We start from the raw sequence: 12,154 nt of genomic DNA, 5'->3' as shown, positions 1-12,154 counted from the left end.
ATCCTTAAACCATAAACATAACTTTTGCAAAAAGTACTATAAAAACTGCTGCTGTTAGCGCAAATGGATGGATGTTACCAAGTGGGCTAGGGCGTTTAAATATAAATTTGCAGCTCAAATTTGTAATCACCGCAGCTACGATTAACATCGCTAAGAAAAATTTGATCATAAAAATGATTTGTAAATTTGTCTCAAAGTAGCCTCCAGCTTTTGATCCGACCCAGCTACTCATCATCATGCCCCCAGTTAATACTAAAAGCAAGATACAAAGTGGCATTATCTTAATAGCAACTGAACCGATAGCTTGTTTTGCCTTTTGAGCAAGCTCAGGTGGCATTTTTTTACAAGCTGCCTTAAAAATGATTACATCAAAAAAGAGGTAACCAACAAAGATGATTGCACAGAAAAGATGAACTATCTGTGCGTATGGATATAAATTTTGCATATTTTTTCCTTTATTAATAAATTCCGACTGCTTCACGAACTTTTTTTATCGTTGTTTGAGCAACATTACTTGCCTTTTTGGCTCCTATTTCTAAAATTCCAGACACTTCGTCAGGATTATTTTGATAATGCTCAAATTTCTCTCTCGCATCTTTAAAATAGTCCCAAATAAGCTCATTTAGATAAGCTTTAAAGTGCCCATGACCCTCGCCACCACGCTCATATCTAGCTTGAAGCTCTTTTTGCCCACTCTTGTCTAAGAAAAGTTTGGCGATATTATATACGTTGCAGTTTTGCCACTGCTTTGGCTCTTCAAGTGGCGTGCCGTCTGTCACGATGCTAGAAATTTGCTTTTTAAGCGTTTTGGCATCGGCAAAGATGTCGATTGTATTGCCATAACTTTTGCTCATCTTTTCACCGTTTGTGCCAGGCACGGTGGCGACATTTTCATCGATCTTCGCCTCAGGCAATGTAAAAATTTCTCCATGTTCGTTGTTAAATTTTATCGCAATATCACGTGCGATTTCTACATGCTGGATCTGGTCCTTGCCCACAGGTACGATCTGCGCATTATAAAGCAAAATGTCAGCTGCCATTAAAACCGGATAGCTAAAGAGTCCGTGGTGCGAACTAAGGCCCTTTGCGACTTTGTCTTTATAGCTGTGTGCACGCTCAAGAAGTCCCATAGGGGTGTGCTGACTTAGCACCCAATAAAGCTCAAGCACGTCTTTAACATCACTTTGCACCCAAAATATGCTTTTATTTGGATCGATCCCAAGTGCCAAAAACGCACACGCAGCCTCAAAAGTGTTTTGTTTTAGGGCTTTGGCCTCACTAAGGCTTGTCATCGCGTGGTAGTTTGCTATAAACATAAACATCTCATTTTGCTCTTGCATATCAACCATCTGCTTTATCGAGGCAAAATAGTTGCCAAGGTGTAATTTGCCGGAGGGTTGGAGGCCGGTTAATACTCTCATCTTATCCTTTCAAATTTTGGCTTTTTCTCGTGAGCGCTTTTGATAGAGATTTGAAATTTTAAGCTTTCGGCAGACTATGTGTCTAGCCTCGGCTTAAAATTTCTACACAACTATCAAAATCATCTCGCGATACTTCGCCAAAATGCTTTTTAAATTCTAACGTTACATTAGAGTTTTTGTATCTAATCTAATCTTAAAATTTAGCTTGGCAGGCTAAAGTCTAGTCTTGATTAAAATTTGACTGCACAATATTTAAATTTTCCTCAAATACTTCGCCAAAATTTCTAACTACAAAACGTTAAATTTAGCTCAAACATTTCAAATTTTAACATCACGCCAGACAGCCATCTAGCATGATCTTAAAATTTATCGTTGCAAGCAACTTGCGCCACTTTACAACTAAATTTTTAAAAGCATCCTTATCTCTTTTACGATTTGCTTTGGAGTTTTACCCTCGACTTCGATGATGTAATCAGCCTTTTTCTCATAAAGCTCCTCTCGCTCCAGATGTAACGCCTCGGCTCTCTTTAGATCGCTTAAAAGCGGACGTTTGGCGAGTTTTTTCTCGCTATTTTTGCTATTTTTTAGCCTTTGCATGATCGCTTCAAAACTAGCTTTTAGATAGATCACAGTGCCAATCTTCTTTAAATTTTTAACCTTTGCAAAGCCGCCACCTGTCGAAATGATCGCATTTTTGACATTTGTGGCTAAAAATTTGGCTAGATCCTTTTCAAGCTGCCTAAAATGCTCTTCGCCAAATTCATCAAAGATAGCTTTTATCTTCATATTTTGTGAGCTCTCCAGTAAGTCGTCGCAGTCAAGGTTCATCGTCTTTAAAGCCTTGCTTAGTGCCCTTGCGGTCGTGCCCTTGCCAACGCCCATAAATCCTATCAAAACGATATTATTATTCTTTGTTTTCATCACTCTCTCCACGTTTTTTAGGGATTAGCACGATAGGTACGCCAGTTAGGTTAAAACTCTCTCTAAGCTTGTTCGTTAGGTAGCGTTTGTAGCTAAAGTGTAGGCATTTTGGACGGTTCATTATGAGCGCTATCATGATAGGCGTTGCCTTAAACTGCACTGCGTAGTAGATTTTCACAACTCTGCCTTTGTCGCGTGGCAGTGGGTGCACTTTGGTCGCTTCGCCGATCACTTCATTTAGCTTTGAAGTTTGTATTTTTTGTGTGTAGTTTTTGTAAATTTCAACTATGAGCGGATAAATTTTATGCACTCTTTTGCCACCAAGTGCTGAAACACTAATGATCGGCGCGTATGCTAGAAATTTAAATCTATCTTTTATCTCTTTGCAAAGCTCGTCAAATTCTTCGCTACTTTTATCCCATTTGTTTAGCACGATGATGACGCCGAGCTCAAATTTAGAGGCGATACCAGCGATACGCTCATCAAGCTCGGTTAGTGGCTCAGAGCTATCAAGTACTAGTAGCGCTACGTCTGTCTCTTCTAAAATTTTCTCAGTTCTATTTAGCGCGTATCTCTCGATGCCCTCGATCTTGCCACGCTTTCTAATACCAGCAGTATCGACAAACTCAAAAACCCTGCCATCATGCTCATAAATTTCATTTACTGGATCGATCGTAGTGCCTGCTACGTCGCTAACGACAGCGCGACTCTCTTTTACAAGGGCGTTTAGAAGTGAGCTTTTGCCGACATTTACGCGGCCTATGATACCAACTCTAATGTTTTTACTCTCATAGTCTATCTCGTCGCTTAGCTCGCCCTCGTCGTTGTAGTTTTCTAAAAAATCATCAAAATCTTCACTCGTATCAGCCTTTATCTGTACTTTATCTTCTATATGCTTTGCTAGCCACATACTAAGCTCGTCTATGCCTGTGTTGTGGCTTACGGAAATTCCAAAGGAATTTTTAGCACCAAAGCTTATAAATTCCCACTCTCTTTGCTCATCTTTTTTGCTGTCTATTTTATTAATGATAAGTGCGATTGGTAAATTTAGCTTACAAAGCTCGTAAAAAATGGCTCTATCCTCGTCATCTGGTATCATTTTGCCATCGACCATGTATAAAATGACGTCTGAATTTCTAGCCTCTGCTAAGGTCTTTGCTTTTACATTTTTAAAAAGCTCGCTACTATCATCAAGGCCACCGCTGTCGATTAAAATGCACTCTTTACCCTCAACCTCGATCTTAGCTTTGTTCGTATCTCTTGTCGTGCCACTAACATCGCTTGTTATAGCGATACGACGACCAGCTAAGCGGTTAAAAAGTGAGCTTTTGCCGACATTTGGCTTGCCTACTAATATTACTTTTTGCAAATTTTGTCCTTTTCGTGATGGCTGATTATACAAATTTTTGACTTATATAAAGTATAAAAATTTGCTTAAAAGCGCCAAAATAAAAGAAAAAATCAACCAAAATTTAAGCCACTTTTCATTAAAATGGCTACTTTAAATTTAAAGGTATTGTGATGTTAAAAAGGTTTTATATTTCGCATCTTGGTATTTTTTATATGCTTTTTGCTTGCTTTATGTTTGCCGTTACTGGCGCATTTGCAAAGTATCTTAGCAAAGATATGCCATCTATCGAAGTTGTATTTTTTAGAAATTTAATAGGTCTTTTTATCGTCATTTATGCCATTTATAGATTTCCATTTAAGCAAGCTGGTGGACACTTTTTTTTGCTGATGTTTCGCGGTTTTGTGGGCACGGTCGCACTTTTTGCTTTTTTTTACAATGTCGCTCATGTAAATTTGGCCACAGCTTTTACATTTCAAAAGACAAATCCAATCTTTACAGCCATCCTCGCAGCTTTTATTTTCAAAGAGCGTCTAAGCTCACTTGGCTGGTTTGCTGTATTTTTGGGATTTGGTGGAATTTTGCTTGTTATCCAGCCAAATTTAGGCATAAGCAAGACTGATATTATCGGTGTTTGGAGCGGTCTTGGTGCGGCGATCGCATACACGAGCGTTAAGGAGCTAAACAAGAGCTACGGTACAAATGTTATCGTGCTAAGTTTTATGCTTTGGGGCTCGTTTTTGCCACTTATTTGCATGGGTTTGGCAGAATTTTTCACCTACGAGCCACTTGATTTTTTGTTTTCAAAATTTAGCATGCCAAGCTGGTATAACGTTGTTTTTATCTTGCTAATGGGGCTTAGCGGATATTTTTTTCAGTCGTACATGACAAAGGCGTTTGCAGTTGGTAAAAAGGCTGGCGTCATCGCTGCAGTTAGCTACGCGGATGTTATTTTTACACTTATTATTGGCTATTTTATGGGCGATGCGTTACCAAATCACCTAGCGCTTGTAGGCATCATACTTGTCGTGGTTAGTGGAATTTTAGTTGTTAAAGAAAAATAAAGGAGAAAAAATGATACTAATAGCAGGGCCTTGCGTCATAGAAAGCGAACAGCTAGTATTTGACGTGGCAAAGAGGCTGGTTAAATTTAACGAAGATAAGCGGATAGATTTTTATTTCAAATCAAGCTTTGATAAGGCAAATCGCACGAGTATAAGCTCGTTTCGCGGGCCCGGACTTGAAAAAGGGTGCGAAATTTTAGCCAAAGTAAAAAAGGAATTCGGCTTTAAAATTTTAACCGATATCCACGAGAGCTACCAGGCCGCGCCCGTAGGCGAAGTGGCCGACGTGTTGCAAATCCCGGCGTTTTTGTGCCGCCAAACCGATCTGCTAGTGGCTGCTGCAAAGACAAAAGCCGTGGTAAATATCAAAAAAGGGCAGTTTTTAGCGGCGTCTGCGATGAAGCATTCGGTCGAAAAAGTGCTAGAAACGCGCGGTGTAAAGGGCGATGGTTACGAGGTCGCTAAACAAAACGGCGTGTGGCTAACGGAGCGAGGCAGCACCTTTGGCTACGGAAATTTAGTCGTAGATATGCGAAATTTGGTGCTGATGCGCGAATTTGCGCCCGTGATTTTCGACGCGACTCACAGCGTGCAGATGCCCTCGGCTTTGGGTGAGAAAAGCGGCGGCGACGCGAGATTCGTGCCGTATCTAGCGCGAGCTGCGGCGGCTGCGGGCGTGGACGGATTTTTTTACGAGACGCACGTAAATCCTTGCGAGGCGCTTTGCGACGGGCCGAATATGCTAAATTTGGACGAGCTAGATGCAAATATCGCTCAAATTTTTAAGATAAAAGACGCCCTAGGCGATGCAAACTAAGGGCTTTTTGTGGGTGCTAGGCGGCGCGGTCGCCGAGTGCGGTTGGGCATACGGGCTAAAACACGCCCAAAACGCCGTAGGATTCGCGCTTACTGCCGCGTTAGTCTGCGTTAGCTTCGTATCGTTTATGAAGGCTATGAAATACTTGCCCGTTAGCGTCGCATATACCGTATTTGTGGGATTTGGAGCGTTTTTTATCGTGGTCGCCGAAAGCGTTAGCGAATACACCTCAAGCGGCCAGGCACCAGATGCTTTGCGGCTATTTTTCATAGCGACGCTAGTTGCCGGCGTACTGGGGCTAAAGAGGCTAAAATCTTGACGCACGTTTTAGCCCTTTTGGCGGCCGGGTGCTGCGAGGTCTCGGGTGTATTTTTTCTAACCAAATTTCAAAAAAGCTTCGGCGTGAAAAAAGCGGCTAATTTTTTGATTTTGGTCGCGAATTTCGCCCTTTCGCTCTGGCTTTTGAGCTACGCGATGCAGGCGATGGCGATGTCTGTGGCGTACGCGATTTGGACGGGTATCGGAGCGATCGGAGCCGTGGGCGTCGGAGTGGTTTTTAACGGCGAAAAAATGAACGCGCAAAAGGCGTTTTATCTATCGCTAATAACGTTAAGCGCGATAATGTTAAAAATAATCTAAGGGTTAGAAATGATAAATTTAAATGACACAAAATGTGCGATTAAATATAGACTAAAAACTGCAAAATAGGACGACAATGCAATTTGGAACGCAAAGGGTTAGCGAAGACGCCATAAGACAATATGCGGCAAATCTACTAAACTTTCAAGACGATAAAAACGCCAGGAGCGGTACTGGACAAATTACTACGTTTAACGAACTAGGCTTTGACGGTATTTTAAAAAAGCCTGACGGTCGGTATTTTCCGCACAACGAAAACGATACTGCTATTATTTTAGAAACTAAGGCTTATGAACCCAATTCAAATTTAAGCTCAAATTTACCGCAACTTCAAGAATATATAGAGATTGCTCAAACTAAATACAACCAAGTCGTCGGGATTTTATATAACGGTAATGAAGCAATAATTTATAAAAACGACAAATTTTACCGTGAGGATAATGAGCTTTTTAGTAAAGATTATTATCTGAAGCTTTTTGCCCAAAGCAGTATAGATAAGCCTAAAATTTATTCTTGTACTAAGTCGATAAACGATAATCTGCATGTAAATTTCGGCATAAACAATCTAAAACATCGGATGATTTTCACCGCTTGCGCTTTGGTGGCAGATAGAAAAGGCGCTAATTTAAAAGGCTTAAAGGGCAGAGATTTTGCGACTTTACAAAACATTATTATTTCAACGCTTGAAAATTCGTATAGCGAACAAAAAGCCTTAAATTTAAAATTAGATATCATAAAAGAGCAGTTTAATCTAATCAGCTTTAACTATACGAAAAATCAAAAAGCTATTGATAGCTTTATCGATGATGTCGTGGCGATTTCGGGCTATATAAAGGCTGAAAGCTGGAACGGCGAAGACGTGATGGGAATTTTCTTTAATGAATTTACCCGCTATAAAGGCAAAAGTGAAGCAGGACAGGTTTTTACGCCCGATCATATCACGAGCCTTATGTACCGTATAGCTAACGTAAATTATAAGGATAACGTCCTGGACGCATGTTGCGGAAGCGGCGCGTTTTTAGTAAAAGCCATGAATAACATGATAAACGAAGTCGGCGGAAATTTTAACGAAAATGCCGTAAAGAAGATCCAAAATGAAAGGCTTTTCGGGATTGAATTCGATAAAGAGTTGTTTGCCTTGGCTTGCGCTAATATGCTAATTCATAAAGACGGCAAGACGAATTTAACCCACGATGACGCAAGAGGCGAAGCAGCTTGCGAATGGATAAAGAGTAAAAAAATTACAAAAGTTTTGATGAATCCGCCGTATGAGAATAAATTCGGTTGCCTAACGATAGTAAAAAACGTGCTTGATAACGTGGAAAGCGGTGCGACTTGTGCATTTTTACTACCGAGTAATAAACTTGAAGTGGGTAAAAAACAAGTTTTAAAATGGCTTAAAAAGCACTCTCTTTTAAAAATTATTAAACTTCCCAAAGAAATTTTTGCTCGAATGAAAGGTGCAAACGAAACGTCTATTTTTATTTTTAAAGCACACGAACCGCAAGGAAGTAAGGAAATTTTCGGATGCTATATAAAAGAAGACGGACTAGAAACCGTTAAAAATCAAGGGCGTCACGACTTAAAAGGTAAATGGCAAGAGCTTGAAGATTTTTGGGTTGATGTAATATACAAACAAAGTGGCGACGAAAGTTGCCAATGGATAAAACCGAATGAAAGCTTGCAATACAAAATGCCCGAGCCTAAATTTGAAATAACCGAGCAAGATTTTAAAAAAGTCGTACTTGATTATTTGCTTTTTGAAAACGGCATAGATAAAAAAGAATTTGAAAAAACGATTTTAGAGAGCGTTTTATATGGAAGCGATATAAATTTATACGATGATGAGATAAAGATTAAGGTTTAAATTTGGAATACGGAAATTTTCAAATCAGAGATATTTTTGATATAGAATGCTCAAAATATCATAATCCAAGAAAATATAATAAAGGCGAGGTTCCATATATTGCAAGAACTACGTTTAATAACGGTGTGATTGATATGATTGAAACAAGTGAAACTTTGTATCCAGCAAACTGTATAATTATTGGGGCCGAATCCGCAAAGGCTTTTTATCAAAAGAAGCCATTTGTAACGGGTAATAAAATTTATAGACTTTATTTAAAGAAAAAATATAATTTTGTACTAAACGAGAAAGTTGCTTTATATTTTTGTTCTTTATTAAATAAAATCGGCGAAAAATATGATTATACAAATGCATTTATTTCAAGTAGAATTGAAAGTGAAATTTTAAATTTACCTGTAATAAATGGACAAATAGACTTCAAATTTATGGAAAATTACATAACAAGCGTAGAAGCTAAAATGCAAAAGTTGATTTTATATCATAGCGTGCTTGCCCTTCGAGAGAGAGAGAGAGAGAGAGAGAGAGTAAATCGCGCGGCGATTTTAATCTTATTTTTAGCGAGGATTCTAGTATTTCAAACTTTATCAAAGAGGCTATTATGCAAATAGCTAATAGTCTTTTTGATAAATTGGGCGTAAAATGGGGCGAATTTAAGCTTGTAGATTTGTTTGATTATGAACGCGGCACAAGACTTACAAAAAATAATCGAGAAAACGGAATTTATCCGCTCGTAACGGCCGGTGAAATAAATTTAGGCGTTAAAGAATTTATAAACAATAAAAACCAAAAGATTTTTAATAATGCGATTACTATTGATATGTTTTGTAATTCTTTTGTTCATATTAAAGATTTTTGCTGCGATGATAATGTTCTGGTGCTTACTTCAAAAGCGAAAATATCTACCCAAGCTATGCATTTTATCAGTGCTGTTATAAATAAAAGTAAGGATAAGTTTGGATACGGACGACAATATAGACAAAATACTTTGGAAAAACATATCGTTTATTTGCCGATTGATAAATTCGATAAGCCAAATTTTACTTTAATGGAAAATTTTATAAAAGATATAGAGAAAAAGCATACGCAAAAGTTAATAAATTACTACAAATTTTTAACTATGGGTGGGAGTAGGGCCGAATTTAATCTAGCTTATTATGAGAAATTTCAAAATTTAGAGTGGAAAGAATTTAGAATCGATGATTTATTTGAGATTAAAAAGGGAAAAAGGCTTACAAAATCACAGATGAAGGACGGAAATATAAATTTTATCGGAGCAACATCTACAAATAACGGAATAACCGCAAAAATATCAAACGATACACATTTGCATCCGTCAAATACCATCAGCGTAACCTACAACGGTTCGGTCGGCGAAGCGTTTTATCAACCTAGTCGGTTTTGGGCTAGCGACGACGTAAACGTCTTGTATCCGAAATTTAAAAACAATAAATTCTTATCGTTATTTTTTGCGACTATTTTTCGTAAACAGGGCCAAAAATACGGCTATAATCGCAAATGGACTAAAGAAATAATGCAAGAGGATAAAGTTTTATTACCGACCTATGGGGATGGTCAAATTGCTTTTGATTTTATCGAAGAATACATCTCGCAAGTGCAGAATAAAATGAGAAACTTACTTTTATCAAGAGACTGACTGGCCTCATAAATTCTTTAAATTTATTAAACTTTCGCTAAAATCGCGCTAAATTTAAACGAAGGAAAAAGATGAAAATAATCGAAGGAAATTTGGCTTTAAAAGGCGGCGAGAAGATCGCTATCATCAATGCGAGATTTAACCACATCATCACCGATAGGCTGGTCGAGGGTGCGAGAGATGCGTTCTTGCGCCACGGCGGCGACGAGAAAAATTTGAGCCTCATTTTGGTGCCGGGCGCGTTTGAGATACCGATGGCGCTAGAAAAAGCTCTAGCTAGCGGCAAATTTGACGCTATTTGCTGCGTGGGAGCGGTGATCCGCGGCTCTACACCTCACTTTGACTACGTGAGCGCAGAGACCACCAAAGGCATCGCAAACGTCACGCTAAAGTACGGCAAGCCGGTGACCTTTGGCGTGCTAACGGTAGATAGCATCGAACAAGCCATCGAGAGAGCGGGCTCAAAAGCCGGAAACAAGGGCTTTGAGGCGATGACGGGCGTGATCGAGATGCTAAATCTGTATAAAAATTTGGAGGCGTAAAATGGCGACTCGTCATCAGGTTAGGCAGGCTGTCGTTTCGCTACTATACTCAAACGAGATAAATCCGGTAACTGCTGCATTTGAAGAGGAATTTTTAGAAGAAAAAAAGATAAGAAACGAGCGAAAACATGAAGCTTTACAGACCTTTAAAGCGGTGCTTGCAAACAAAGAAAAACTAGACGAAATTTTAAAGCCATATCTAAAAGATGGCGATTTTAGCAAAGTTGGTGCAACCGAACTAGCCATCCTTAGACTTGGAGTTTATGAAATAAAATTTAGCCAAACTGATAAAGCAGTTATCATAAACGAAGCGATCGAGCTTGCGAAAGAGCTTGGAAGTGATCAGGCACCAAAATTTATAAACGGTGTACTTGATAAGCTAAAGGGCGATCTGTGAGGCTCTGTGTCGCACTTGATATGGCTAGTCGCGAAGAGAATTTAGCCCTTGTTCGCGAGCTAAAAGGGCTTAATCTTTGGCTAAAAGTTGGGCTTAGAAGCTATCTTAGGGACGGGGCAAAATTTATAGAAGAGCTAAAAGGGATTGAAGGTTTTAAAATTTTTCTTGATCTAAAAATTTATGACATACCGAACACGATGGCAGATGCGGCTGAAGTCGTCTCAAAAATCGGTGTAGATATGATAAATGTGCATGCTAGTGCTGGCGAGCGTGCGCTGAAGACAGTTATGGATAGGCTAGCTGGTCTTAATAACCGTCCTTTAGTGCTCGCAGTATCGGCACTTACTAGCTTTAACGAGAGTGAATTTGAAATGATTTATAACGATACGCTTGCTCGCTCAGTTAGAAAATTTAGTCAGATGAGTTTTGAAGCAGGGCTTGATGGAATGGTCTGTTCTGTTTTTGAAAGCAAGCTCATCAAAGATGTTACAAATGAGAAATTTATTACGCTTTGTCCTGGCGTTAGGCCATTTGGCGAGAGTGCTGGGGATCAAAAAAGAGTAGCAAACTTAGTGAGTGCAAAGCAAGAAGGTAGCGACTTTATCGTTATTGGCAGGCCGATTTATGAAAATGCAAATCCAAGAGAAATTTGTGAACGAATTTTGGAGCAAATTTAAAATTTGAACTTGTGTGAAGTGGTTTTAACTAAGCTTTTTTACAAAATGTTGCGTGAAGATGACATCAAAGCGAAGTGAGGAACTAAATTTGAGTGATTTTAAGAAAATCCCCTATGTTGGCGAAGCGACAGAGACCGATCTACTGGCGCTCGGCTACACAGACATTGCTTCGTTAAAGGTTGCGGTTCTGGACGAGATGTTTGAACACACAAAGGCGCTTGATCTCGGTAGCAATGGATACTTTCTCAATGTTTATCGTATGATTTACTACTATGCCAATACGCCGCACTTAGACAAAAACCAAGTTGAAACGGTGGCCTTAGCTTAGAAGGACTAAATTTATAAATTTTTATTTTTAGATTCTCTATCTGAGTGCTATAATTGTGAAATGCAAATTTAAGCAAGATATCAGCAGCATTCAATTATAATGCGATTTCTTTTTTATGGACAGATGGGTGAGCGGCTGAAACCACACCCCTGCTAAGGGTGCAGCTCTTAATCGGGGCTCGAGGGTTCAAATCCCTCTCTGTCCGCCACTATTTATAGATAATCATAAATTTTTTATTATTGTTCAACATTATTTTTTAAATATCTTTATATAAAATTTTCCGTGTTAGAAAATTGCTTAGCTAGTAAAGCTTAACTATAAGTTTGTAGATTTTAGACTGATAATTTTTTGTGAAATTTATAAATAAAATTTTTATAGTGATCACATATTTTTTAAAAAATATGATTTTTTTGGTTATATTGTTGTTTCAAACTAATTAAAAATATCTTAAATTAAGTTTTTATTATAAAAAATATTAT

General features: G+C 38.7%; 15 protein-coding genes and 1 tRNA gene. 12 read left to right on the top strand and 4 right to left on the bottom strand.

What is annotated here, in order from left to right; all coding sequences use genetic code 11:
* Positions 1 to 4 precede the first annotated feature (4 nt).
* The 4 genes from CYP64_RS08995 to der form a co-directional block, all read right to left on the bottom strand.
* Entirely contained in the window at positions 5 to 445 is a 441-nt protein-coding gene (locus CYP64_RS08995; protein ID WP_087585462.1) for a copper resistance protein CopD, read from the bottom strand.
* Positions 446 to 458: 13 nt separating this feature from the next.
* Entirely contained in the window at positions 459 to 1,421 is a 963-nt protein-coding gene (trpS, locus tag CYP64_RS08990; protein ID WP_103649495.1) for a tryptophan--tRNA ligase, read from the bottom strand.
* Between the two features lie 399 nt (positions 1,422 to 1,820).
* Positions 1,821 to 2,342 carry a shikimate kinase gene (locus CYP64_RS08985; protein ID WP_103649494.1) on the bottom strand — a complete coding sequence of 174 codons (522 nt, stop codon included), beginning with the start codon at positions 2,340 to 2,342 and terminating at the stop codon, positions 1,821 to 1,823.
* On the bottom strand, positions 2,326 to 3,711 hold the full coding sequence (der, locus tag CYP64_RS08980) for a ribosome biogenesis GTPase Der (RefSeq protein WP_103649493.1): 1,386 nt from the start codon (positions 3,709 to 3,711) through the stop codon (positions 2,326 to 2,328). Before der ends, CYP64_RS08985 begins: the two co-directional genes overlap by 17 nt.
* A 152-nt stretch (positions 3,712 to 3,863) precedes the next feature.
* Here der and CYP64_RS08975 point away from each other — a divergent pair, with 152 nt between their 5' ends.
* The 12 genes from CYP64_RS08975 to CYP64_RS08920 all read left to right on the top strand — a co-directional run bounded on the left by CYP64_RS08975 (position 3,864) and on the right by CYP64_RS08920 (position 11,883).
* Positions 3,864 to 4,754, top strand: coding sequence for a DMT family transporter (locus tag CYP64_RS08975; RefSeq protein ID WP_103649492.1), 891 nt, complete (start codon positions 3,864 to 3,866; stop codon positions 4,752 to 4,754).
* A 10-nt stretch (positions 4,755 to 4,764) separates the two neighbouring features.
* Positions 4,765 to 5,571 (top strand): 3-deoxy-8-phosphooctulonate synthase, encoded by an 807-nt coding sequence (kdsA, locus tag CYP64_RS08970; RefSeq protein WP_103649491.1) that lies wholly within the window; start codon positions 4,765 to 4,767, stop codon positions 5,569 to 5,571.
* On the top strand, positions 5,561 to 5,890 hold the full coding sequence (locus CYP64_RS08965) for a DMT family transporter (RefSeq protein WP_103629179.1): 330 nt from the start codon (positions 5,561 to 5,563) through the stop codon (positions 5,888 to 5,890). The genes kdsA and CYP64_RS08965 overlap by 11 nt, the downstream gene beginning before the upstream one ends.
* Positions 5,887 to 6,210 carry a DMT family transporter gene (locus tag CYP64_RS08960; RefSeq protein ID WP_103649490.1) on the top strand — a complete coding sequence of 108 codons (324 nt, stop codon included), beginning with the start codon at positions 5,887 to 5,889 and terminating at the stop codon, positions 6,208 to 6,210. The genes CYP64_RS08965 and CYP64_RS08960 overlap by 4 nt, the downstream gene beginning before the upstream one ends.
* Before the next feature lie 76 nt (positions 6,211 to 6,286).
* The gene (locus CYP64_RS08955; RefSeq protein ID WP_103649489.1) at positions 6,287 to 8,077 is read left to right on the top strand and encodes an HsdM family class I SAM-dependent methyltransferase; all 1,791 of its coding nucleotides are present in this window, start codon (positions 6,287 to 6,289) and stop codon (positions 8,075 to 8,077) included.
* Positions 8,078 to 8,079: 2 nt separating this feature from the next.
* On the top strand, positions 8,080 to 8,685 hold the full coding sequence (locus tag CYP64_RS08950) for a restriction endonuclease subunit S (RefSeq protein ID WP_103649488.1): 606 nt from the start codon (positions 8,080 to 8,082) through the stop codon (positions 8,683 to 8,685).
* Positions 8,676 to 9,731: a restriction endonuclease subunit S gene (locus tag CYP64_RS08945; RefSeq protein WP_103649487.1), complete on the top strand. Its 1,056-nt coding sequence runs from the start codon at positions 8,676 to 8,678 to the stop codon at positions 9,729 to 9,731. Before CYP64_RS08950 ends, CYP64_RS08945 begins: the two co-directional genes overlap by 10 nt.
* Before the next feature lie 71 nt (positions 9,732 to 9,802).
* Entirely contained in the window at positions 9,803 to 10,273 is a 471-nt protein-coding gene (ribH, locus tag CYP64_RS08940) for a 6,7-dimethyl-8-ribityllumazine synthase (protein WP_103649486.1), read from the top strand.
* A gap of 1 nt (position 10,274) precedes the next feature.
* Positions 10,275 to 10,670 (top strand): transcription antitermination factor NusB, encoded by a 396-nt coding sequence (gene nusB, locus CYP64_RS08935; RefSeq protein ID WP_103649485.1) that lies wholly within the window; start codon positions 10,275 to 10,277, stop codon positions 10,668 to 10,670.
* Positions 10,667 to 11,347 carry an orotidine-5'-phosphate decarboxylase gene (gene pyrF, locus CYP64_RS08930; RefSeq protein WP_103649484.1) on the top strand — a complete coding sequence of 227 codons (681 nt, stop codon included), beginning with the start codon at positions 10,667 to 10,669 and terminating at the stop codon, positions 11,345 to 11,347. Before nusB ends, pyrF begins: the two co-directional genes overlap by 4 nt.
* 88 nt (positions 11,348 to 11,435) lie before the next feature.
* Positions 11,436 to 11,675: a helix-hairpin-helix domain-containing protein gene (locus tag CYP64_RS08925; RefSeq protein ID WP_103649483.1), complete on the top strand. Its 240-nt coding sequence runs from the start codon at positions 11,436 to 11,438 to the stop codon at positions 11,673 to 11,675.
* Positions 11,676 to 11,792: 117 nt separating this feature from the next.
* A tRNA-Ser gene (locus CYP64_RS08920) sits at positions 11,793 to 11,883 on the top strand.
* Positions 11,884 to 12,154: the final 271 nt, after the last annotated feature.

Source organism: Campylobacter concisus, from assembly GCF_002913945.1.
GTDB classification, from domain to species: Bacteria; Campylobacterota; Campylobacteria; order Campylobacterales; family Campylobacteraceae; genus Campylobacter_A; species Campylobacter_A concisus_P.
The sequence above is the reverse complement of the archived record's forward strand: the minus strand, read 5'-3'. Positions and strand labels throughout refer to the sequence as shown.